Origin of the sequence: Enterococcus sp. AZ119 (genome assembly GCF_050546175.1) — a bacterium.
Classification (GTDB): domain Bacteria; phylum Bacillota; class Bacilli; order Lactobacillales; family Enterococcaceae; genus Enterococcus; species Enterococcus faecalis.
In genome coordinates this window covers 651,816-673,661 of sequence record NZ_CP172951.1, presented here as the reverse complement: position 1 = coordinate 673,661, position 21,846 = coordinate 651,816, and the positions used below count along the sequence as shown (strand labels likewise).

Genomic DNA, 21,846 nt, shown 5'->3' with positions numbered 1-21,846 from the left:
TAACAAATTTATTTCATTTCATTCTAACAATAAAAACGTTTTCTAAACAACTAAGAAGAGTAAGAGAAGTTAGCAAGAAAGTTTTAATAAATAAAAAAAGGCCTATCACCTCTTTAGTTTGCTGATAGACCTACTTTTTATTTCACTTCATTATAATAACTGAGGGAAGGGAAAAACAATGTCATCGTCGTACCTTGCCCTTCTGTCGATTCGACTGTTAAATCATGACCTAACTTTTTCGCTAAGCTATGGGCCAAATACAGGCCTAGACCAGTCGAATGCTGTTCACTTTTTCGCCCGTTTTCACCAGTAAATCCTTTATCAAAAATGCGTCGTTGATCTTGCGTCGGAATGCCAATTCCAGAATCTTTTAAAGATAAATAAACACCTTGTTTATTTTTGGAAATTAGGACCGTAATCGTGCCGCCTTCTGGCGTATACTTGACTGCATTACTTAATAATTGGCGGAAAATAAAAATGACCCATTTTCGGTCGGTTAAAACCGCTTCATCTTCCCCTTCAATTGAGAATTGCAATCTTTTTTGGATAAAATAATTTGCTTGCGTACGAACAACAGATTGCACAATTTCTTTTAAAGAATATTCTTGGAGTAAATAATCTCGAGAAAAGCTGTCCAGTCTAGCATAATATAGGACTTGCTCGACATATTCATCAATTTTACCTAACTCATTTTCCAATAGATAATATTTTTTCTCTGGAATATCATCTTCGACAGATTGTACCAGTAACGTGATAGCCGCTAGGGGGACTTTGATTTCATGAACCCAAGAGTCAATGTAATCTTTTTGGTCCTGTTGGTTGTTAATTGCTTGCTGCATGGTTTGTTGGTGCTCTTGCAATAAACCGTTAATATACGTTTGGACAAGTAGTTCTTCTTCTTTTTCTGCTGTATTCAAATATTCTTGTAAAGAAGGCGGCTCTTTTTCCGTTGCCAACGAAAGCCACCACTTACGTTTTAAATAATAATCAATTGTTAAAAATAGCGATAAAAAAACACTTTGCAGTAAAAAGATATAGCCAACCACTGTCCAATCTAAGCGGACATTAGGAGCCAACCATAAAATAAAACAAGTTAAGAACAGAAAAAATAACCAACCAATTAGTAATAACCAGCGATCTTTTAAATACTTTAGAATGGTCATTGTCTACTCCTATCTAGGGCACCATATAACCGACGCCCACTTTGGTTTCAATATAGCCAGCAATGCCTGCTTGCTCAATTTTTTTTCGTAAACGATTGATATTTACCGTCAACGTATTGTCATCCACAAAACGTTCATCGTCCCATAAAGCGCGCAATAGTTTTTCACGTGTTAAAATTTTTCCGTGTTTTTTCATTAAAAGATACAGTAATCGGTATTCATTTTTACTTAAATCGATCATTTCACCTCTGATTTCCATTCGTCCATTGTCCACATTTAAAGTAATGCCATTATGTGAAAGCACTTCACTATCCGTATCGGAATAGTTATAAGAGCGGCGCAACAAAGCATTGATTTTAGCAATTAAAACATCTATCTGGAACGGTTTTGTAACAAAATCATCCGCGCCCATGTTCATCGCCATAATCATATCCATATTGGTACTACGACTCGAAATAAAAATAATTGGTACTTTAGAAACTTCACGAATTTTTTGACACCAATAGTACCCATCGTAAACAGGTAAATTAATATCCATCAAGACTAATTGGGGATTCTCCTCTTGAAAATCATCCAATACATCATTAAAATCGGTTGTTCCAATCGTTTCAAATTGCCATTTTTGTAATTCCTCGCTAATTAATTCTCGAATGGTTGTTTCATCTTCGACAATCATGATTTTAGCCATGCAATCCCACCTCTTTTATTTCTAAATTTTCATCTTTCTTATCCTAACAAACTTCATTCTTTTTGGATATAGGACTTTATGATGATTTTTACACTATTTCAAAAATAGGCGCTAATAATTCCCATTCTGATAACATGATGAATTTACCAACAAAAGCAAAAATACCATCTAATAATAACACAGACATATTAATTCCTAATACAATAGAAGCTTTTTCGACAATTGGCATGGACTTTTTATTTTTCAAAATAAGATATAAAACAAAGTTTGTTCCATAAGTAAAAACTGTTAACAACACAATTAACTCAATCATTTTACCACTTCCTATTTTGGACTTTTCATTTTTCCTTCAATAATTGCTACTCTTAATTATAGCATAATCTTATAAAAAAATCGGCAGAGTCCTAACCCTTAAGATAAACAACAGAATAGAAGTGGCTTCTTTGAAACTCGCAAGAATCGAGCCTTTTTTAAGAGTTGAAGGTCTTGATCCTTAAAAGACAAGTCCTTCAACTCTAGTATGTTCCATGTATTGGAATTGATACCAACGTAACGAAGTGTAGTGGATCAGACAACCTCAGTTTTTCTAATGATTATATTTGTCATACACTTCTTTTAACTGGTTTAAATCTATTTTTTTCATTTGGTACAATTTTTTGGTCACTTCATTTGCTCTAGCTGGATTTGAGTCAGATAAATAACGTTTCAGTTCAGGATTGCCTGTTTGCCAACTGACCCCAAATTGATCTTCCATCCAGCCACACGGCCATTCTTTCCCTTTAGCAGTCACTTGTTGCCATAGCCGATCTATTTCCTCCTGATTTTCACAATCAATATAAATGGAGAAGGCCATGGTAAAATCAAAGTCATGTTTATCTCGTGCATCCATTACTCGAAACGGTTGCTCCTGTAATGTGAAAAGTGCTTGCGCAATGTTCCCATCTTCATATTCAACTTTTTCAATTATTTCGCCTGGACCGAAAATCGCCAACCATTCTGATAGAGCTTTGGCTGCTTCGCCATATTTTTCATTAGCAAACATAAAGGTTGGTACAATTGTTTGTTCTTTTCCTGAAAAAGACACTTGCCAAGAGACACCAAATTTGTCCACTAACCAACCATATAAAGGACTAAAAGGATATTCCCCAAAAGGCATCAATATCTGTCCATCTGTTGTTAAATTTTTCCACAACGTTTCTGTTTGTGATAATGTTTTACATTCAACAAAAAATGAACTAGCTGGCGTAAAGGAAAATTCTGGTCCGCCATTTAAACCAATGATTGTTTGGTTCGCCAAGGTAAATTCAATGGTCATTAATGATGTTCCTTGAGGTTGATGCTCCTCATTAACGTAGTTCGTTTTACTTAGAATCGCACCTTTTTCAAAGATTGTTGTATAGAAGTTAGCAGCTTCTTCCGCTTGTGTGTCAAACCATAAACATGGTGAAAATTTAGGCATTGTGGTTCCCTCCTTCGTTTTCTTTAGTGTAGTCAAAGATTGATAAATAAACAAAGAGAACGTTTTAGTATTTATTCATTTCCGTCTGATAGAATCGATAAATTGCTTGTTTTACTTCTTGAAGCAAGGAGGATTTTAAATGTCCCCGTGTCAAAAAATAAAAGGAACGCCAGTACTTTTCACCTAACGTTTGGAAAGGAATTTTTTCAGTAATCGCCTTTCTTGAAAGCAACGATTGCCCCATGCCCAATTCCAACATTTTAACAATCATTTCATTATTTTTAACCGTCATGAGTGTTGGGCTTTGATTACTTTCTTCTAAATACTGTTGGGTATAATGAAAGACCCCAGAATCCTTTTCACGTACCAACCAATTCTGATTGGCAGGGTCCCCAGCTAAAACCAATTGATCCTGAATAATTTCTTCACGAGAGGCTCCTTTTGTAATTAATGGTTTTTCGATAAAGCCAAAATCAACTTGATGTTTTTCAACTTTTTCCACTACTTCTTCTGAATTGTTCATTTCTAAAACAAAATTGATTGTTGCATACTGTGTCTGTAAATGCTGCATCAGTTGCGGCAAATAATAAACTGCAAAAGTATTAGACGCAGCAATTCGGCAAGTTTCTTTAGGTAATCTCGCCTGATGAAGAGCTGTTAATGTTTCTTGCCAATCATCAGCTAAATTTAGCAAACGATTATACAAGACTTCTGCTTGCCTAGTAGGGACTACATCTTGTCGACCATTTCTTAAAAACAATGAACAGCCTAATTCTTCTTCTAATTGTTTGATTTGATTAGAAACGGCTGGTTGTGATATATATAGGCAGGTAGCTGCTTTGGAAAAGTTCATTTGCTCATACACAATTTGAAAAGTCTTTAATAATTTAAACATAGGTATCCTTTCGATAACTTTCTATTATAAATATTATTTTAACTATTTATTTCTCAAATGTAAAAAATTTCGTTATACTGGAAGTAATGAACAAGAAAGAGAGATTTTTTCAATGAAAAATTCAGAAAATGATTATATCCAATCTTTATTCCAAATTCTTCCCGGCTTGCTAACAGCTTTCCTTGTCGCCTGCCTTAGCAAGTTTCTTGCCATCTGGTTACCTAGCTTAGGCGCCGCTACGATAGCTATTTTACTAGGAATCTTTTTGGGAAATACCTTTGTTCGCGGTGCCAATTTAAATCGCGGAACCAAAGTAGCCGAAAGTAAATTACTAGAATTTTCTGTTGTTTTATTGGGAACCACCGTGACCTTTCAAACGATTGCCCAAATTGGCTTACAAGGTGTCGCATTTATTCTCATTCAAATGTCGCTGACCATTATTTTTGCCTATTTGATCGGTAAAAAACTGGCTTTTTCTGATAATATGTCTTTATTGATGGCTGGTGGTAATGCCGTTTGTGGGTCTTCTGCTATTGCTTCGATTGCTCCAGCAATTCAAGCAGATGAGGAAGAAAAAGGCCAAATCATTACTTTAGTAAACTTATTAGGAACCGTTTTAATGTTGACCTTACCCATTTTAAGTGGGATTCTCTATGGTACCAATTTGTTGGCTCGTAGCGCACTAATCGGAGGGACTTTACAATCAGTTGGTCAGGTTGTCGCCAGTGCCAATATGGTCAATGAGAACGCAGTTCAACTTGCGATGCTCTTTAAAATTATGCGGATTGTCCTACTCGTAGCAGTTGTCTATTTATTTGGACGTTTCAAGCAAAGTAAGACGGCAGAATCAGAGGCTGAGTTGGTAGAAGTCACCAAAAAAAGCAGCGCCCTACCTTGGTATGTAGTTGGCTTTTTCATTGCCTGTGTCTTTAATAGTTTGATTCATTTCCCCGTCGTGATCAGTGAGACTGCTCATTTCTTTAGTTCTTGGTTTGAAATTACTGCCTTGGCAGCAATCGGGTTACGACTCGATTTTAAAAAGTTTTTCCAAGAAGGCAAACGTTTCTTAATCTATGGTTTATCAGTAGGAACTGTTCAAGTCGTCCTAGCCATTTTGTTGTTGGCACTGCTACAGTTCTAATGAGGTCGGGACAGAAGCGTTTAACTCCGAGAAATAAGAAGGAATTTCCGAAAATTGTTCTGTAATTTTTGGAGAATTCCGGCTTATTTCCGAAGGAGTTGCTTTTGTTCCCGCCGTTTATCAGTTTTTGAGCGTGGAGCAAAAATCCAAAGTGATTTTTGTCCCACGCTCATTTCAGCTTATTCATGCTATTATGAATAAGGTTTTATTAACTTAAAGGAGTTTTTCGATGTTATTTAGTATTAAAAAAAGCGAATGGTTAGGCAATGAACGAAATGATCTCTTTGCCGGTCTCGTTTCTTCTGTCGCCATTTTACCAGAAGTAATCGGGTTTGCGATTATTGCTGGTGTTCACCCGCTTTCTGCAGTGTTTGCTTCAGCTGTTACTTTACTTGTGATTACTTTTACGGGCGGCCGTCCGGCAATGGTTTCGGCGTCTGCTGGCTCAATGGCCTTAGTCCTTGCAGGCTTAATTCAAGCACATGGTTTGTCATACATGCTTGCTGCGACTATTTTAACAGGCTTTCTACAATTTATTTTAGGTTATTTAGGTATCCACAAATTGATGCGCTTTATTCCCAAGACAGTGATGTACGGATTCGTCAATGCGTTAGCCATTTTAATTTTCATGGCGCAAGTACAACAATTGCCCCATCAAACACTGTGGTCCTACGGTATGATTATCTGTAGTATCTTACTTATTTATCTATTACCTAAGTTTATTACAATTGTGCCTCCTGCTTTAATTGTTATTTTATTCATGACTATCCTGTCCTATTTTTTAAAAGGTCATTTGCAAACGGTAGGTGATCTTGGTGAAATGAGTCAGTTTCATCCAGCGATCCGTTGGCCTAATGTACCCGTCAACTTAGAAACGTTGTGGATTATTTTACCTAGCTCTGTTGCCTTAGCAATGGTCGGGTTAATTGAATCTTTATTGACGATCCCCATTGTGGACAAAATGACAGCGAGCCAAAGTGATAGCCAACGAGAAGTTAAAGCACAAGGATTCGCTAATATAATTACCGGCTTTTTTGGTGGCCAAGCTGGCTGTGCGATGATTGGCCAAGCGGTCATTAATGTTAAATCTGGAGGACGAAAACGGCTTTCTACTTTGATTTCAGGTATTACCCTCCTTCTATTCATTTTTGTTTTTAAATCCGTGATGGTAGCCATTCCTACAGCTGCATTGATTGGGATCATGATGACAGTGGCAGTCGACACCTTTGATTGGGAAAGTTTGCAGCTTTTCCGAACTTTTGAAATTACTGAAATTGTTATTTTACTCGTGACAGTGGGTGTGATCGTCTATACGCATAATTTAGCGATTGGAATTATTCTAGGTGTTCTTTTAAGTGGTCTTCTTTATCATTTTTTCAAAAAAGAACCAAAAAAAAGTTGCTAGCTTTAGCAACTTTTTTTATTTTTCCCAATATTTCTTCAACGCTTCTTTTTCTATTTTCTTAATGAACGCATCTTTGCCATCCATATATTTATCAATGCTATCGGGGTGTGCTTGGGCCAATTGCTTTTTTAATGTACCATAGGTTGTAGCAATTGCCGGATTTTCTCGTAAATAATTTCGAAAAGCAAGATGGCGCAAAATTTCTTGCGTATTGTCAAACTGATAAATATGCACATGATGTGTTCTTTTTATCGGGCCTTTTCGTAAATAACGACGTCCTGATAGCCCAAATTCCCCCATATATTCATAACCGATTCTTTCAAATTCCCATTGTAACAGGTCTACTTTTTCAATTTCTTCAACAATGACCAAAAAATCAATAATTGGTTTGGCTGCTAAATTAGGCACAGATGTGCTACCGATATGTTCAACTTTAAGACAATTTTCCTTTAGAATCTGTTTCAACGCTTGGGCTTCTTCTTCAAACTGTTCCACCCAGGCTGGTTGGTATTCTGTAACGATTACTCGCATGGCTTCTCCCTTCTTTTCTATATCCGTTTCATATGTAAAATAGGAAACGGATTTCCTTGAGGATCTTCCTTTGATTCACCAATTACTTGAAACCCTTGAGATTGATAGAACTTCACTGCCCCTTCATTTTGTTTATTAGCATCAACAAAGATAATTGATTCTTGCTCTATTAACTTTTGGATAATTTCTCCACCATAGCCTTTACGAAAATAGACTGGGTCAATAAATAACATTTCCAACGTTTGTTGATTTGTTCCACTAAAGCCCACACATTTCTGTTCTTCATTTAACCACATACTTAATTGAACTTGTTGAAAATAATCAGGTAAAACCACTTCGATTTTATCAATATCTGCCTGACTCAAAAACAAATGGGTAGCTTCTACTGAAGAACGCCATAGAGAAATTAATTGAGTATAATCGGTTTTTTTTACTTCTTTTTGGTTCAGCATTTTTAATTCCTCCCTATCTAATAAACAAAGTATACCACATTTTGTCTCTCTCAATTCTATAAAAAATAGTCAAATCAACCGTGTTTTTTCTGTCGATTTGACTGCCTCTCTCTATTAACTCTGATGGCTAAACAAGTAAACTAATCAAAGCCACGATAGCTAAACCGCCTTGTGTTAAAATGATTTTTTTATCACTAGTTAAGCTACCGTACGCCGCCACTAAAATAATATAAATCAATAAAAATTTTGTCATCTCCATCGTTGCTTGCGCAAAATAGACACTATAAATAAGTCCTGCACCGATTAGTCCATTATAGATTCCTTGATTTTTAAACAATGTAGTGACTGATTTTCTTTGTAACTCTTGCCTATCCATTTTAAAAACACGGCTTGTTGTCTCAGATGTTGGTACAATCGTTTCTAAATACATAATGTAGAAAAATTCTACAGCCACCAAGGTTACTAAAATTGTTGAAATTAATGTCATCTGCTCCCTCCTCCCATTCCTTTGAACGAAGTAATTTTATGTAATTTTTGCTATGATGTAAATAGATATGCCTAGCCTTAACGAAAGGAAGAAACCTATGACTTTTCAAGAAACTATTAGCGCCTATATCCAAGAACGTTATCAGATAACGCCCGATTTTCCTTTTAAAAAACACCCAGACTATCTCGTCTTTCGTCATCCTAGAAATGCAAAATGGTTTGCTTTAATTATGCCACTGGATGCACAACTGCTCGGCGCTACCGAGAATAAGCAGCTCACTATTTTAACCGTTAAACTTGCGCCTGAATTGATTGCCTTATTAAAGAACCAACCTGGCTATTTTCCTGCCTATCATATGAATAAAGAGCATTGGTTAAGTCTTTCTGAAGAAATTCCGCTCTCACAAGTTTTTTCATTTATAGATGAAAGTTACCAACGGAGTTATTAAAAAAACACCCTACTCCTTGAGTAGGGTGTGAAAGATTGTTTAAGCTTATTTGCTTAAAGCGTCTTTTGCTTGTTCAGCTAACGCTGTAAATGCTGCTGCATCGTTAACGGCTAAGTCAGCTAACATTTTGCGGTTGATATCAATCTCTGCCAATTTCAAACCGTGCATTAATTTAGAATAGCTTAAGCCATTCATGCGAGCTGCCGCGTTGATACGTGCAATCCATAATTTACGGAAGTCACGTTTCTTTTGACGACGGTCTCTGAATGCATAGTAATAAGAGTTCATTACTTGTTCTTTTGCTGATTTAAATAAAGTATGTTTTGATCCGTAGTAGCCTTTCGCTAACTTAAGGACTTTTTTACGACGTTTACGGGTTACTGTTCCACCTTTAACACGTGCCATGTTGAATTCCTCCTAATATCTTGTTTCTCTTGACGGTAATCTAAAAGTCACCGAGTTGTTTTATTTCATTCTTGCTAATTGTTGGCGGATACGTTTGTAATCGCCTTTTGCAACCATGCTTGCTTTACGCAATTGACGGCGTTGTTTTTTAGTTTTACCGTGGAAACGGTGAGATGTAAAGGCACGGCCACGTTTTAAGCCGCCTCCACCAGTACGTTTTACACGTTTTGCTAATCCGCGGTGTGTTTTTTGTTTTGGCATGACTAATTTTCCTCCTCAAAATCTTTGCTTCAAGTGAAAGACTCTAACAGTCACAACTGTCGAATATCCTTCTTGTAGAAATTACCAAAAGTCCGAATGCTCGGTCTCTTCGTTTACTTGTCGTTTTTCGGTGCCAGCGTTAGAAACATGCTGCGTCCGTCCATTTTCGCTTTTTGTTCCACTGTGGCGATGTCCGCAGTTTCTTCAGCTAAGCGATCAAGAACTTTCTGACCAATCTCTTTATGGGTAATGGCACGGCCTTTGAAACGGATAGAAGCTTTCACTTTGTCTCCTTTTTCTAAGAACTTACGCGCATTACGAAGTTTTGTATTGAAGTCATTTACGTCAATTGTTGGACTTAAACGAACTTCTTTGACGTTGATCACTTTTTGTTTCTTGCGAGCTTCACGCTCTTTCTTTTGTTGTTCGAAACGGAATTTTCCATAATCCATAATTCGCGCAACTGGTGGTTTCGCTCCTGGCGCTACAAGTACTAAATCCAAGTTTGCAGATTCAGCGATTTGTAATGCTTCTGCTTTGGTTTTTACACCTAATTGTTCACCATCTTGTCCGATCAAACGTAACTCGCGTGCACGAATGCCGTCGTTAACCATCATATCCTTTGCTATGGTCATTCACCTCCAAAATTTTTAAGAGAAAATCCTAACGGAAGTCTGCTTTGTTTGCTAAATGCAATAAAAAAACAGGTTCCTATCCAGAACCCGCCAACAGTCTGCCTTACTTAAAAAAATAAGGAATACTTTATCTAGCCCAGCGATATACTCAACTAAGGCGAGAAGCGGGTGCTTCTGCTTTCATTTCTCAACTTCACTAGTTTACCTTAGTTTATCCTAGTTGTCAATATATTTCCTCAAAAAAAAACGAATCTAGCACTAGATTCGTTTGAACTCGTATTTTGATCATTAATAATTAGTGGACTGTCCCAATGTGACTTCCTAGAAACAAATGGTTCAACACATGGTGTACATTTTCTATCCCCTAGGCGATCCCTGTAGTCCCTACAGTTCTTCTATTTATAAGGTTTCTCGTTTAGACAAGCCACGTTCTAAGATTTTTTGGCTTCTAAGATACTCTGAATTTTCTGTACTTTCAGAAAAAGACAACTCTGTTTCTATCTCCTCTGACTCAATACAAATGAGTTCTTTGCCATACCATTGTGCTTTATACAACAGTTTAGCTAAAAATAAAGACCAAGCCAGTTCAGAACGATCATGTTTTGGCGGCCGCTCATTACTGTGATGGGCTTTTTCAATACAAATAACATCGTAACTTGAAACCAATTCCGTTGTAATTTTGTTTAAAATATCCGTTCGTTGGTTGGCTATTTTTTCGCGAATTTTTGCGACTTTTATTTTTTGTTTTTGATAATTTTTTGCTTGTGAAAGATCGACGCCTTTTTCCAAAGCAATCATTTTACGCTTGTTTAATTTTCGTTCTTCTTGACGTAGTTTTTGCTTTAAATGCTTTGAACAATAGCTTTTTTCGAAGCTTTCACCATTCGAAAGCAGCGCAAATTTTTCCCTACTGCTACAAATTCCCACCATTTTTTGTTGCTTTGTTTTCGTTTCAATCGGCGCTTCACACAAAATGGAAACATAATAATTGTGACTCGCACTCATAGAAATAGTTACAGATTTTATCTCCCCCAGCGGTTGGCGGTGTACCTTCATTTTAATTAAAGATTTCAATTTAGGTACTTTCAAATAACGATTATCCAAAATTTTGACCGTGCCATGTTGATTGTTCGTAGTGTAGGAATGCACCGTTTCTTTCTTTTTCTTTTTTGGAAAGCCCATCCCTTTTTCCCGATAAAAATTTTTAAAGGCTCGATCCAAATAAACTTGTGCATTTGCCAAAGCTAAACTATCAACTTCTCTGAGGACAGGGTATTGTTTCTTATATTTAGCTGGCGTTGGCATTTTAAACGTTTGTTGAGGATTTTTTCGCATCTCTTTGTAGATATCAATCCGGTCTTGTAACATTAAATTATACACCAAGCGAACACAAGAAAATGTTTTTTGAATAAACTCTTCTTGTTTTGAGGTTGGATAAAGTCTGTATTTATAAGCTTTCAGAGCCTTCATCTCATAACCACCCTACCAAGATAGTTAGAAAAGAAGCTGGTTATAAACCAGCTTTTCTTTTCTTCTCTTCAATTTTTTCACGGTACATTGCAACTTCGTCTTCAGCACAATAAACATAGTGTCCATTGAGAATTTCACGGAGCTCACGATCTTTTCCATCTGCCGCTGCAGGCTGGTAAACGATCCGTTTACGTGTGCGTTCATAGTCTGGATCTGGTAATGGAATCGCAGAAAGTAAACTTTCTGTATAAGGATGAACGCCGAAATTATAGACATCATCACTTGTGCCCATTTCCAATAATTTCCCACTGTGCATTACGCCAATTCGGTCACTGATATGTTTTACCATCGATAAGTCATGTGCGATAAACAAGTAAGTTAAGCCTTGTTCTTTTTGTAAATCTTGTAATAAGTTTACTACTTGGGCTTGAATCGACACATCCAAAGCTGAAATTGGCTCATCACAGATAATGAAACGTGGATTAACCGCTAAAGCACGAGCAATCCCGATCCGTTGACGTTGCCCACCAGAAAACTCATGAGGATAACGCGTACTGTGACTTGGATTTAATCCCACCGTTTTTAAAAGTTCATTGACTTTTTCTTCCCGCTCTTTTGGTGTTTTAGCTAATCCATTGACATCGATTCCTTCAGCAATAATATCATTGACTTTCATTCTTGGATTCAATGAAGCATATGGATCTTGGAAGATCATTTGAACATCGCGGCGGAATGCTTGCATGTCCGCTTTTGATTTAATTTTGCTAATGTCTTTTCCATCGAAAAGAATTTCACCAGCAGTTGGATCATATAAACGAATGACACTGCGACCAGTTGTTGATTTTCCACTTCCTGATTCGCCAACTAATCCAAAGGTTTCGCCTTCAAAAATATGAAAACTAATGTCATCAATGGCTTTTACTTCGTCTTTACGACCAACATTGAAATACTGTTTCAAACCAGTGACTTCTAATAGGACTTTTTTCTCTTCTGCCATTAATTACTACCTCCTGGATTTTTTTGACGCTCTGCATAAATTGCCCAACGACGAACAATCTCTGCTGGAGGCGTAACTTTTGGTGCTTGTGGTGCTAATAACCACGTTGCTGCTTTGTGTGTCGGTGATACTTCAAAATAAGGTGGTTCTTTTTCTGTATCAATTTTTAAAGCAAACTCATTCCGTGGATAGAAGGCATCTCCAGTTGGTGGATCTAATAAATCTGGAGGTGAACCTGGAATCGCATAAAGTTTGTCTTCTGTTCCTTCCATCGTTGGCATTGACCCTAAAAGTCCCCAAGTATATGGATGTTGTGGATTATAGAAAATTTCTTCTGCTGTTCCCACTTCAACCAGACGTCCACCGTACATGACAGCGACACGGTCAGCCACGTTTGCTACTACCCCTAAATCATGGGTAATGAAAATAATCGAAGTGCTAATTTTTTCTTGTAAATCTTTTAATAACTCTAAAATTTGTGCTTGGATGGTTACATCCAACGCTGTAGTTGGTTCATCTGCAATTAGAACTTCGGGATAACAAATTAAAGCAATTGCAATGACAATCCGTTGACGTTGCCCACCAGAAAATTGGTGCGGATAGTTTTTCAAACGTTTTTCAGCATTAGGAATGCCCACTAATTTTAGTAATTCTAATGCTTGCGCTAAGCCTTCTTTTTTTGAGACTTTATTATGTTTGATTAATGATTCCGCCACTTGTTTGCCAATTGGCATCGTTGGGTCTAATGAAGTCATCGGATCTTGGAAAATCATTGCGATTTCTTTACCACGAATGGCTTGCATTTGTTTTTCTGTTTTATGAACAATATCTTGCCCTTTAAACAAAATTTCCCCGTTATCAATATTGGCATTACTGCTCAACAAACGCATAATACTGCGAGTTGTAACAGATTTACCACTCCCTGATTCACCTACGATGGCTAACGTTTCACCTTTATAAAGATCAAAACTCACACCACGAATGGCGTTGACTTTACCTGCAAACGTATCAAAGGAGATTCTTAAGTCTTTAACTTCTAATACTTTTTCCATAGTCATTCACCACTCTTACTCTTTCATCTTAGGATCAAATGCGTCACGTAAACCATCAGCTAACAAGTTGAAACAAATCATGATAACTGAAAGTGTTGCCGCTGGAATCCACATTAAATATGGAAGGAAACGGAAAGTTTTGTATCCTTCGTTTAACAAGGTTCCTAAAGATGCGGTTGGTGGACGTAAGCCTAACCCAATAAAACTTAGGAACGCTTCAAAGAAAATTGCCGATGGGATACTGAACATCATTTGGACAATAATAACACTTGAGATATTCGGTAAAATATGTTTAATAGCAATTTTCCAACGAGATTCGCCCAATGTTTCTGCTGCCATGACAAACTCTTGGTCTTTTAGTTTCATGGTCTGGGCTCGCACAATCCTGGCCATTGATATCCAGTTTGTAATAACCATGGCCAAAACAATCGAAACAATCCCTGGATCAAAGACTGTTAGCATCAAGATCATAACAACTAAGTTAGGAATACCAGAAAGAACTTCTAAAATACGTTGCATTACTGTATCGACACGACCGCCGACTAATCCGGAAATCAGTCCATACGTTACCCCAATCGTAATATCTAGAATCGCCGCGATAAACGCAATTAATAAGGAAATACGTGTTCCCATAAATAAACGACTTAGGACATCACGACCTAAACCATCTGTTCCTAGATAAAAGTTTACGTTATCTGGAACGTTTGCTTGTGCATATTTATCAACTAATTGACCAGCAACTGTTGTTTTACCATTTAAACCATTCACGCTTTCCAAGCCAGGAATTCGTGGTGGTAAGTTAATGTAAGAAACATTTTGTTTCGTTGGGTTATGTGGTGAAACCCAAATGGTAATAATAGAGATAAAGATAATAACTGCTAAGAAACTCATTGAGATAACTGCAGCTTTATTCTTTTTCAAACGACGCCATGAGTCTTGTAAGAAACTTAAAGACGGTGTGGCAATACGCTCTCTTTCTTTTAGAGTTGAAGTGTTTAGAGGCTGAAACTCATCTGCCGGAATATCTTTAATCGCTTGTGGTAGATTATTTTTATTGACTGTTTCCATTAGCCTTTTGCACCTCCTGATACGCGAATTCTTGGATCAATTAAACCATAAAGTAAGTCAACAATCAGAATTACAACAACTAACATTGTTGAATACAAAATAGTTACTGCCATAATTGTTGGATAGTCGTTTGTCATAATTGATTTTACAAACTGTTCCCCAATTCCAGGGATGGCAAAAATATTTTCTACTACTAAAGAACCTGTCATTAAACCAACGGCTAAAGGTCCTAATAAGGTAATCAATGGAATTAAACTGTTTCTTAACCCGTGGCGGAATGCAACTTGCCAGCGACTCAAGCCTTTTGCTTTGGCTAATTCGACATAATCACTATGCAAGACCTCTACCATCTCGGTTCGAATAAACCTAGCCGAATCGGCCATTGGACTCATTGCCAAGGCAATAGTTGGCAAGATTGTGTAGGCAAAACCATTCCACATAGCAATTGGTAAGATTCTTAATTTCATTGCAAAAATGTATTGTAATAATACCGCGAAAACAAAGTTTGGAATAGAACGACCTAAAATGGCTAACAATGTTGCCAACGTATCTACCCAAGTATTTTGACGCATCGCTGCGATAATCCCCAATAAAATACCGACTAACGTACCAAAGATAATCGCTTGTCCACCCAGTTGAAGGGATGGTCCAATTCGACCAGCTAATAACTTAGCAACAGGTTGGTTTTTAAATTGGAATGAAATACCAAAGTCTCCCGTTACCAGGTTCTTTAAGTAAATTCCGTATTGAACAATCACTGGTTTATCTAAGCCAGATTGTTTATTCAACATAGCGATTGTTTCTGGACTAAGTTTTTCTTGGTTGGTATAAGGCGTACCTGGTAATAATTGCATTAAGAAAAACGTAATCGTTGCGATTAACCACAAAGTGATAATCATGAAAAAGATCCGTTTAAGAAAATATTTTCCAAAACTATTCAATAATGACACCTCCGAGATTTTTTTGACTTCCTCAGTTATTTTCGTTAAAGTAATGACTAGATAGACCACAATAATAGATAGGGTGAACACATGAAAACTTTTAAATGGCCAATTATTACAGCCGTTATTTCCAGTATCGGCATTTTTCTTTACTTATTAATAAGTAAAGAACCTATCACTACCTCCTCATTATCAGATACCTTCTTTATCGTTTCGCTTTTCTTTTTAATTATCGGCATTGCTTTATGGATTATGTCCTCTGGCTTTTTCGATAACTTTCAGCGCTCAATGAAAAACGCGTTTCGTTTTAAAAAGAAAAATGAACCGAAAGAGTTTATCCCGCTTTCAGTCATTGGCGATGCACATCGCTCTTTCTGGCTAAAAACTGGGGGCATCTTACTGATTCTGTCTTTAGGCTTTCTACTATTTTACTTGGTCTAAGACAAGATAGCAAGAGGACCGTTGCCTTTTATTCCATGGCAAAGGTCCTTTTTTGTTTGCTATCGATCTTTTGTCAGGTTATTCTGAAATGTATGCCCATTTGTAGTCATACGTTGCGCCAGCAGGATGAACTGCGACATCTTTGACTTTTTCAGCACGTAAATGCGCTTCTGATTTTTGGAATAATGGTACCACACCCATGTCTCCCATAATCGTTTTCTCTGCATTTAACATATCATCCCAACGTTTTTCAGGATCTGTCGCATCTGCACTACTTGCAGCTTTCACGAACTTGTCAAACTCTGGATTGTTATAACGTCCACGGTTATATGAGTTATCTGAAGCAAATAAGTCTAAGAAACTACTTGGATCAGCATAGTCAGCACTCCAACCACCGATTACTGCATCAAAGTCGCCTTTGTTTGAACGATCTAAACGAACGGAGAATGGAACCGGACTAACCGTTACCTTCACACCATCTAAAGCATCTTGAATTGACCCTTGAACAAATTCAACTGTTTTCTTAGAAGAATCTGCATCTGAAGAAAGAATATCCATTGTTAAGGTTGAAATCCCCAATTCTTTTTTCGCTTTTTCCCAGTATTCTTTAGCTTTTTTCGTATCATATTCAATTTGACTACCTGCTTCTTTAGCAAAGTCTTTGCCGCCACTTGGGTCTTTTGCCATATCTGCTGGTACTAAACCGTTTGGCTCGATAGAACCATCCCCTAAGATTGATTCAACTAACGCTTTACGGTCGATTGAGTAAGAAATTGCTTTACGTAAGTTTGCATTTCTAAATGGTGATTTTTCATCACGTTGATTTAGTTCCATATATTGTGTTGATGCTTCTTTTTGACTAACAAAAGCTGGGTCATTGGCCATTTGTTGGGCTAATTCACCAGAAAGAACGACATCGTCTGTTTGTCCATCTTGGAACAAGTTCAACGCGGTTGGTGATTCTTTCACGACATTCACATCTACTGAGTCCAGTTTCACTGTGTCTTTATCCCAATATTGATCGTTTTTCTTGAATGACCATTTTGTATCTGTACCAGGACCATCAAAGCCGTCTAAGACGAATGGACCATTGTAGACAGCACTTTCGCTGTTTGATGCATAATTTTTACCATATTTTTCCACAATATCTTGACGTTGTGGGAAGAACGATGGGAAAGCTAATAAGTAATCAAAGTATGGTGTTGCTTTTTCTAAAGTGATTTCTAATTCTGTATCACTGACTGCTTTAATTCCTAATTCTGATTTATCTTTTTCCCCTTTAGCAATGGCATCACCATTTTTTACAGAGGCATACAGATAAGCATATTCAGAAGCTGTCGCTGGATCAACTGTTCGTTGCCATCCGTAAACATAGTCATTAGCAGTCACTGGTTTACCGTCTGACCATTTTGCATCTTTATTTAATTTAATTTTGTATGTTAGTCCATCTTCAGAAACTTCTGCTTTTTCCGCTGCACCTGCAGGTTGGACTTTGTTATCTTTGTCTAAACGATAAATTCCTTCATATACATTATTTAATGCAATAAAACTAATTCTGTCTGTTGCTAGTGATAAATCAGCTGTTGGCATTTCTTGTTGTTCTGTGACACGTAAAACTTGTTCACCACTTGCCTTACCGCCACCAGACGCGCTTGAGCTATCTGACGTTCCGCCGCCTCCACAAGCCGCTAAAGTTGTTACGCTAAATAATGTAATCACACCGAATGTTAATGACTTTTTCAATTTCATAGTGTTGCCTCCTAAAATAATACAATCTGTATTTTCTGAAAAATCAGAATTTAATAATTATTTATTGCTATGGAATATATCTTACATTTTTCATATTAAAATTGCAAGTCAAAATGTTAACTTTTTTTAATTTTTCTTCTCTTCCTATCAGAAACCCCTCTTTTTCTTCCTGTCTTTTATTGCAATTCTTTTGTCAGTTTTCTAAACATTATGGTAAATTAGGAAGTAAAGGAGTGACAAAATATGAAAAATTCTACGTTTTTAAAGGATTTGTTTGCTATTGATAAAGCAAATGACGAATTATTTCGGTTAGTTGGTGTCGCAATTTGTATGGCAATTCCATTATTAATTGGTTATTTTTCCAATAATTTACTCATTGGGACCTTTGGCTCGATGGGCATTTATACGTTTATTTATTATCAGCCGCTTCCTTTGCCCCAATTATTGCGCAGACTGAATATTGTTGGCTTTTTTATTGTTCTGGGCAACAGCTTAGGAATGCTAAGTCACCATGTACCTTGGTTGATTCCCATTACAATTGCCATCGTCGCTTTTCTTGCACGCTTACTTTTTAGATTGTATGGCATTGAGAAGCCTGGTGCTCTGTTAGTTATCATGTCAACCGCAATGGGAACAAGCAACAATTTTCCTTTACATAAGATTCCTATCATGGCCAGTTTTGTTCTTTTAGGAGTAGTGACCGGCATTATCATGGGCATTGTGCTTCATTTCATCGACAAGCGCCCCTACGTTTTTCAAAAACGGATGTCTCTTCAAGAACGACTTTATATCGATCCCGCTTCTTTATTAGATGCTTTGCATTATGCGGCCATTTTATTTTTAGCGGCTTATTTAAGCCAATCGCTTCATTTAGTCAACGCCTATTGGATGACGTTTACTTGCGCAGCCATTTTACAAGGGGAAAATTTACATTCTGTGATGCAGCGAAATGTTCAACGGATTCTAGGCACGAGTCTTGGTTTGTTGCTTTCTGCAATTTTATTAATGATTCCCTTTACACCTTTACAAACAATCGGTATCATTAGTATTCTATATGCAGCTTTTGAAGGATTCATTAACAGAAACTATGCGATTGCCAGCTTTTTTATTACCCCGATGTCCTTATTATTATCAAATCTTGCACGACAGCAAGTCATTAGTAATCTTTTAAACTATCGATTAGTCGGGATTGTGTTAGGTAGTTTACTTGGTTTTGCCGGCGCTTATGTTTTCACAACTGCGCTACGTTTCTATAATCGGGCCTACTCAATTGATGAAACCTTTGAAAATCAACAAGAAGAAAGAGGCGTTTTATGAAAATAACTTATCCCTTGCCACCAAATTTGCCAGAACAACTTCCTCTATTAACGAACTGTCAATTAGAAGATGAGGCAATCTTAGAAAATCATTTGTATCAGCAGATTGATTTACCGAATCAAGAAGTTCGTAACTTAGTCTTTCGGGATGCTGTTTTCGATCATCTTTCATTAGCAAATGGCCAGTTTGCTTCTTTTGATTGTAGTAATGTGCGTTTTGAAGCTTGCGATTTTTCTAACGTCGAATGGCTGTCTGGCAGTTTTCATCGAGTGACTTTCCTTCGTTGCAATTTGACAGGAACGAATTTTGCAGATAGCTATTTAAAAGATTGTCTATTTGAAGATTGCAAAGCCGATTATGCTTCTTTTCGTTTTGCAAATTTTAATCTTGTTCACTTTAATCAGACACGTTTAGTCGAAAGTGAATTTTTCGAGGTCACCTGGAAGAAACTCCTTCTAGAAGCTTGCGATTTAACCGAAAGTAATTGGTTAAATACTTCTTTAAAAGGATTGGATTTTTCCCAAAACACCTTTGAACGCTTGACTTTCTCACCAAACTATTTATCAGGTCTTAAAGTCACCCCTGAACAAGCCATTTATTTGGCAAGTGCCCTTGGTTTGGTGATTACCTAAGAAAATTTTAAAAAAATAGCCGAATAACTGGTTCTGTCGGTTCTTTCTTATTAAATTGTTATTAATTTTTTGGAAAAACCAACGGAACCATTTTACTTGTGCCTTATTTTTAGGTAAACTATCTTAGGTTAAGCAATCTCTTTTTTTGGAACAAGAGAAACTTTTGGAATCATTTCCTATAAATCATGAAGAGATTATGACAAACGTTCTTCTAATCCAAGAACGTCTTTTGTCCTATACTCGATTCTACTCAAAAGGAATGTCAGTGAATGAATATAAAAAAACAAGGCCTCGGTCAAGCGACGGGAAAAATCATTTTAATGGGGGAACACGCCGTTGTTTACGGCGAACCAGCAATCGCCTTTCCTTTTCAAGCGACAGAAATCACAGCCGTCTTTACCCCAGCAAAAACTATGCAGATTGATTGTGCATATTTTACAGGATTGCTTGAAGACGTGCCCCAAGAGCTAGCAAATATCAAGGAAGTTGTTCAGCAAACCTTACATTTTTTAAAGGAAGATACATTTAAAGGCACTTTGACCTTAACAAGTACGATTCCCGCTGAACGAGGAATGGGCTCAAGCGCAGCAACCGCTGTGGCCATCGTTCGAAGCCTTTTTGATTATTTTGATTACGCTTATACATATCAAGAATTGTTTGAGCTTGTTTCCTTAAGTGAGAAAATTGCTCATGGCAATCCTAGTGGTATCGATGCCGCAGCAACAAGCGGCGCTGATCCCTTATTTTTTACTAGAGGATTTCCGCCCACACATTTCTCGATGAATTTATCTAATGCCTACTTAATAGTAGCTGATACGGGAATTAAAGGTCAAACACGTGAAGCAGTGAAAGACATTGCGCAGCTAGCTCAAAATAATCCCACAGCAATCGCTGAAACAATGAAACAATTAGGTTCTTTTACTAAAGAAGCGAAGCAGGCAATTTTACAAGATGATAAACAAAAATTAGGTCAGCTAATGACGTTAGCGCAAGAGCAACTCCAGCAATTAACCGTCAGCAACGATATGCTGGATCGACTAGTGGCTCTCTCTCTAGAACATGGCGCTCTAGGAGCAAAATTAACCGGCGGCGGTCGCGGTGGCTGTATGATTGCCTTAACAGATAATAAAAAGACCGCACAAACCATTGCACAGACTTTAGAAGAAAATGGAGCTGTTGCTACATGGATTCAATCATTAGAGGTGAAAAAGTAATGCTTTCAGGAAAAGCACGAGCGCATACAAATATTGCTCTGATTAAATATTGGGGAAAAGCCAATGAAGAATACATTTTACCAATGAATAGTAGTTTATCATTAACATTAGATGCCTTTTACACAGAAACAACTGTGACATTTGATGCCCATTATTCAGAAGATGTATTTATTTTAGATGGTATCTTGCAAAACGAAAAACAAACAAAAAAAGTCAAAGAATTTTTGAACCTTGTTCGTCAACAAGCCGATTGTACTTGGTTTGCAAAAGTAGAAAGTCAAAATTTTGTGCCTACTGCAGCTGGTTTGGCTTCTTCAGCGAGTGGTCTAGCTGCTTTAGCAGGGGCCTGTAACGTAGCCTTAGGATTAAATCTTTCAGCAAAAGACTTATCACGTTTAGCGCGACGTGGTTCAGGTTCTGCTTGTCGTAGTATTTTTGGTGGTTTTGCTCAATGGAACAAAGGCCACTCTGATGAAACGTCGTTTGCTGAAAATATTCCAGCCAATAATTGGGAAAACGAATTGGCCATGCTCTTTATCTTAATTAATGATGGCGAAAAAGATGTTTCCAGCCGTGATGGAATGAAACGAACAGTAGAAACTTCTAGCTTTTATCAAGGTTGGTTGGACAATGTGGAAAAAGATTTATCCCAAGTTCATGAAGCAATTAAAACAAAAGACTTCCCTCGTTTAGGAGAAATCATTGAAGCCAATGGGTTAAGGATGCATGGAACAACCTTAGGTGCTGTCCCTCCATTTACTTACTGGTCCCCAGGCAGTTTACAAGCGATGGCTTTAGTTCGCCAAGCACGGGCCAAAGGAATTCCTTGTTACTTTACAATGGATGCAGGTCCGAATGTCAAGGTCTTAGTCGAAAAGAAAAACTTAGAAGCATTAAAAACATTTTTAAGTGAACATTTTTCAAAAGAGCAGTTAGTCCCAGCTTTTGCTGGTCCCGGAATTGAATTGTTTGAAACGAAAGGAATGGATAAATAA

General features: G+C 37.2%; 25 protein-coding genes and 1 other annotated feature. Of the genes, 8 read left to right on the top strand and 17 right to left on the bottom strand.

Going from position 1 to position 21,846, the window contains the following annotated elements; genetic code table 11:
• Positions 1–137: 137 nt before the first annotated feature.
• The 5 genes from sapS to IGL37_RS03235 form a co-directional block, all read right to left on the bottom strand.
• Positions 138–1,163, bottom strand: a complete 1,026-nt coding sequence (sapS, locus tag IGL37_RS03255) for a two-component system sensor histidine kinase SapS (protein ID WP_002355810.1) — start codon at positions 1,161–1,163, stop codon at positions 138–140.
• A gap of 13 nt (positions 1,164–1,176) precedes the next feature.
• A complete protein-coding gene (gene sapR / locus IGL37_RS03250; RefSeq protein WP_002358841.1) occupies positions 1,177–1,851 on the bottom strand; it encodes a two-component system response regulator SapR in 675 nt (224 codons plus the stop codon).
• A gap of 88 nt (positions 1,852–1,939) precedes the next feature.
• Positions 1,940–2,164 (bottom strand): hypothetical protein, encoded by a 225-nt coding sequence (locus IGL37_RS03245; RefSeq protein WP_002355808.1) that lies wholly within the window; start codon positions 2,162–2,164, stop codon positions 1,940–1,942.
• Between the two features lie 273 nt (positions 2,165–2,437).
• A complete protein-coding gene (locus IGL37_RS03240; protein WP_033917999.1) occupies positions 2,438–3,310 on the bottom strand; it encodes a VOC family protein in 873 nt (290 codons plus the stop codon).
• Positions 3,311–3,374: 64 nt separating this feature from the next.
• Entirely contained in the window at positions 3,375–4,205 is an 831-nt protein-coding gene (locus tag IGL37_RS03235; RefSeq protein ID WP_002358839.1) for a LysR family transcriptional regulator, read from the bottom strand.
• 112 nt (positions 4,206–4,317) lie between these two features.
• Here IGL37_RS03235 and IGL37_RS03230 point away from each other — a divergent pair, with 112 nt between their 5' ends.
• Positions 4,318–5,346 (top strand): YeiH family protein, encoded by a 1,029-nt coding sequence (locus IGL37_RS03230; RefSeq protein WP_002355805.1) that lies wholly within the window; start codon positions 4,318–4,320, stop codon positions 5,344–5,346.
• A 229-nt stretch (positions 5,347–5,575) separates the two neighbouring features.
• Complete coding sequence (locus IGL37_RS03225) at positions 5,576–6,751, top strand: SulP family inorganic anion transporter (protein ID WP_002380126.1); 1,176 nt, start codon at positions 5,576–5,578, stop codon at positions 6,749–6,751.
• A 15-nt stretch (positions 6,752–6,766) separates the two neighbouring features.
• Here the strand turns inward: IGL37_RS03225 and IGL37_RS03220 are convergent, their stop codons facing one another.
• The 3 genes from IGL37_RS03220 to IGL37_RS03210 all read right to left on the bottom strand — a co-directional run bounded on the left by IGL37_RS03220 (position 6,767) and on the right by IGL37_RS03210 (position 8,221).
• Positions 6,767–7,282: a GrpB family protein gene (locus IGL37_RS03220; RefSeq protein WP_002379186.1), complete on the bottom strand. Its 516-nt coding sequence runs from the start codon at positions 7,280–7,282 to the stop codon at positions 6,767–6,769.
• Between the two features lie 17 nt (positions 7,283–7,299).
• Complete coding sequence (locus IGL37_RS03215) at positions 7,300–7,794, bottom strand: GNAT family N-acetyltransferase (protein ID WP_025187394.1); 495 nt, start codon at positions 7,792–7,794, stop codon at positions 7,300–7,302.
• A 67-nt stretch (positions 7,795–7,861) separates the two neighbouring features.
• Positions 7,862–8,221, bottom strand: a complete 360-nt coding sequence (locus IGL37_RS03210; protein WP_002361363.1) for a DUF1304 domain-containing protein — start codon at positions 8,219–8,221, stop codon at positions 7,862–7,864.
• A gap of 67 nt (positions 8,222–8,288) precedes the next feature.
• On the opposite strand from IGL37_RS03210, the gene IGL37_RS03205 reads away from it, so the two are divergent.
• Positions 8,289–8,669, top strand: a complete 381-nt coding sequence (locus tag IGL37_RS03205; protein ID WP_002385048.1) for an MmcQ/YjbR family DNA-binding protein — start codon at positions 8,289–8,291, stop codon at positions 8,667–8,669.
• 45 nt (positions 8,670–8,714) lie between these two features.
• Here IGL37_RS03205 and rplT read toward each other — a convergent pair whose 3' ends face one another.
• The 8 genes from rplT to opp1B all read right to left on the bottom strand — a co-directional run bounded on the left by rplT (position 8,715) and on the right by opp1B (position 15,498).
• Entirely contained in the window at positions 8,715–9,074 is a 360-nt protein-coding gene (rplT, locus tag IGL37_RS03200; RefSeq protein ID WP_002355799.1) for a 50S ribosomal protein L20, read from the bottom strand.
• 60 nt (positions 9,075–9,134) lie between these two features.
• Entirely contained in the window at positions 9,135–9,335 is a 201-nt protein-coding gene (rpmI, locus tag IGL37_RS03195) for a 50S ribosomal protein L35 (RefSeq protein WP_002355798.1), read from the bottom strand.
• A gap of 113 nt (positions 9,336–9,448) precedes the next feature.
• On the bottom strand, positions 9,449–9,970 hold the full coding sequence (gene infC, locus IGL37_RS03190; protein WP_002355797.1) for a translation initiation factor IF-3: 522 nt from the start codon (positions 9,968–9,970) through the stop codon (positions 9,449–9,451).
• Positions 9,971–10,024: 54 nt separating this feature from the next.
• Positions 10,025–10,156 (bottom strand) — a sequence feature (ribosomal protein L20 leader region).
• A 213-nt stretch (positions 10,157–10,369) separates the two neighbouring features.
• Positions 10,370–11,440, bottom strand: a complete 1,071-nt coding sequence (locus tag IGL37_RS03185; protein WP_002355796.1) for an RNA-guided endonuclease TnpB family protein — start codon at positions 11,438–11,440, stop codon at positions 10,370–10,372.
• 40 nt (positions 11,441–11,480) lie between these two features.
• Positions 11,481–12,437: an oligopeptide ABC transporter ATP-binding protein Opp1F gene (gene opp1F, locus IGL37_RS03180; protein WP_002361357.1), complete on the bottom strand. Its 957-nt coding sequence runs from the start codon at positions 12,435–12,437 to the stop codon at positions 11,481–11,483.
• On the bottom strand, positions 12,437–13,495 hold the full coding sequence (gene opp1D, locus IGL37_RS03175; protein ID WP_002355794.1) for an oligopeptide ABC transporter ATP-binding protein Opp1D: 1,059 nt from the start codon (positions 13,493–13,495) through the stop codon (positions 12,437–12,439). Before opp1D ends, opp1F begins: the two co-directional genes overlap by 1 nt.
• Before the next feature lie 9 nt (positions 13,496–13,504).
• Entirely contained in the window at positions 13,505–14,557 is a 1,053-nt protein-coding gene (opp1C, locus tag IGL37_RS03170; RefSeq protein ID WP_002355787.1) for an oligopeptide ABC transporter permease Opp1C, read from the bottom strand.
• Entirely contained in the window at positions 14,557–15,498 is a 942-nt protein-coding gene (gene opp1B / locus IGL37_RS03165) for an oligopeptide ABC transporter permease Opp1B (protein WP_002381304.1), read from the bottom strand. Before opp1B ends, opp1C begins: the two co-directional genes overlap by 1 nt.
• A gap of 90 nt (positions 15,499–15,588) precedes the next feature.
• On the opposite strand from opp1B, the gene IGL37_RS03160 reads away from it, so the two are divergent.
• Positions 15,589–15,939: a DUF3899 domain-containing protein gene (locus IGL37_RS03160; RefSeq protein WP_002355784.1), complete on the top strand. Its 351-nt coding sequence runs from the start codon at positions 15,589–15,591 to the stop codon at positions 15,937–15,939.
• 78 nt (positions 15,940–16,017) lie between these two features.
• Here IGL37_RS03160 and opp1A read toward each other — a convergent pair whose 3' ends face one another.
• Complete coding sequence (opp1A, locus tag IGL37_RS03155; RefSeq protein WP_002381303.1) at positions 16,018–17,688, bottom strand: oligopeptide ABC transporter substrate-binding protein Opp1A; 1,671 nt, start codon at positions 17,686–17,688, stop codon at positions 16,018–16,020.
• 243 nt (positions 17,689–17,931) lie between these two features.
• Here opp1A and IGL37_RS03150 point away from each other — a divergent pair, with 243 nt between their 5' ends.
• The 4 genes from IGL37_RS03150 to mvaD all read left to right on the top strand — a co-directional run bounded on the left by IGL37_RS03150 (position 17,932) and on the right by mvaD (position 21,846).
• Positions 17,932–19,005, top strand: a complete 1,074-nt coding sequence (locus IGL37_RS03150; RefSeq protein ID WP_002355782.1) for an FUSC family protein — start codon at positions 17,932–17,934, stop codon at positions 19,003–19,005.
• On the top strand, positions 19,002–19,637 hold the full coding sequence (locus IGL37_RS03145) for a pentapeptide repeat-containing protein (protein WP_002355781.1): 636 nt from the start codon (positions 19,002–19,004) through the stop codon (positions 19,635–19,637). The genes IGL37_RS03150 and IGL37_RS03145 overlap by 4 nt, the downstream gene beginning before the upstream one ends.
• Before the next feature lie 269 nt (positions 19,638–19,906).
• Complete coding sequence (gene mvk / locus IGL37_RS03140) at positions 19,907–20,851, top strand: mevalonate kinase (RefSeq protein ID WP_033917998.1); 945 nt, start codon at positions 19,907–19,909, stop codon at positions 20,849–20,851.
• Positions 20,851–21,846, top strand: coding sequence for a diphosphomevalonate decarboxylase (gene mvaD / locus IGL37_RS03135; protein WP_002355778.1), 996 nt, complete (start codon positions 20,851–20,853; stop codon positions 21,844–21,846). Before mvk ends, mvaD begins: the two co-directional genes overlap by 1 nt.

Bases quoted from the DNA above. Each gene is read 5' to 3' on its own strand.
- sapS (WP_002355810.1), bottom strand. From the start codon at position 1,163: ATGACCATTCTAAAGTATTTAAAAGATCGCTGGTTATTACTAATTGGT.
- sapR (WP_002358841.1), bottom strand. From the start codon at position 1,851: ATGGCTAAAATCATGATTGTCGAAGATGAAACAACCATTCGAGAATTA.
- IGL37_RS03245 (WP_002355808.1), bottom strand. From the start codon at position 2,164: ATGATTGAGTTAATTGTGTTGTTAACAGTTTTTACTTATGGAACAAAC.
- IGL37_RS03240 (WP_033917999.1), bottom strand. From the start codon at position 3,310: ATGCCTAAATTTTCACCATGTTTATGGTTTGACACACAAGCGGAAGAA.
- IGL37_RS03235 (WP_002358839.1), bottom strand. From the start codon at position 4,205: ATGTTTAAATTATTAAAGACTTTTCAAATTGTGTATGAGCAAATGAAC.
- IGL37_RS03230 (WP_002355805.1), top strand. From the start codon at position 4,318: ATGAAAAATTCAGAAAATGATTATATCCAATCTTTATTCCAAATTCTT.
- IGL37_RS03225 (WP_002380126.1), top strand. From the start codon at position 5,576: ATGTTATTTAGTATTAAAAAAAGCGAATGGTTAGGCAATGAACGAAAT.
- IGL37_RS03220 (WP_002379186.1), bottom strand. From the start codon at position 7,282: ATGCGAGTAATCGTTACAGAATACCAACCAGCCTGGGTGGAACAGTTT.
- IGL37_RS03210 (WP_002361363.1), bottom strand. From the start codon at position 8,221: ATGACATTAATTTCAACAATTTTAGTAACCTTGGTGGCTGTAGAATTT.
- IGL37_RS03205 (WP_002385048.1), top strand. From the start codon at position 8,289: ATGCCTAGCCTTAACGAAAGGAAGAAACCTATGACTTTTCAAGAAACT.
- rplT (WP_002355799.1), bottom strand. From the start codon at position 9,074: ATGGCACGTGTTAAAGGTGGAACAGTAACCCGTAAACGTCGTAAAAAA.
- rpmI (WP_002355798.1), bottom strand. From the start codon at position 9,335: ATGCCAAAACAAAAAACACACCGCGGATTAGCAAAACGTGTAAAACGT.
- infC (WP_002355797.1), bottom strand. From the start codon at position 9,970: ATGACCATAGCAAAGGATATGATGGTTAACGACGGCATTCGTGCACGC.
- IGL37_RS03185 (WP_002355796.1), bottom strand. From the start codon at position 11,440: ATGAAGGCTCTGAAAGCTTATAAATACAGACTTTATCCAACCTCAAAA.
- opp1F (WP_002361357.1), bottom strand. From the start codon at position 12,437: ATGGCAGAAGAGAAAAAAGTCCTATTAGAAGTCACTGGTTTGAAACAG.
- opp1D (WP_002355794.1), bottom strand. From the start codon at position 13,495: ATGACTATGGAAAAAGTATTAGAAGTTAAAGACTTAAGAATCTCCTTT.
- opp1C (WP_002355787.1), bottom strand. From the start codon at position 14,557: ATGGAAACAGTCAATAAAAATAATCTACCACAAGCGATTAAAGATATT.
- IGL37_RS03160 (WP_002355784.1), top strand. From the start codon at position 15,589: ATGAAAACTTTTAAATGGCCAATTATTACAGCCGTTATTTCCAGTATC.
- opp1A (WP_002381303.1), bottom strand. From the start codon at position 17,688: ATGAAATTGAAAAAGTCATTAACATTCGGTGTGATTACATTATTTAGC.
- IGL37_RS03150 (WP_002355782.1), top strand. From the start codon at position 17,932: ATGAAAAATTCTACGTTTTTAAAGGATTTGTTTGCTATTGATAAAGCA.
- IGL37_RS03145 (WP_002355781.1), top strand. From the start codon at position 19,002: ATGAAAATAACTTATCCCTTGCCACCAAATTTGCCAGAACAACTTCCT.
- mvk (WP_033917998.1), top strand. From the start codon at position 19,907: ATGAATATAAAAAAACAAGGCCTCGGTCAAGCGACGGGAAAAATCATT.
- mvaD (WP_002355778.1), top strand. From the start codon at position 20,851: ATGCTTTCAGGAAAAGCACGAGCGCATACAAATATTGCTCTGATTAAA.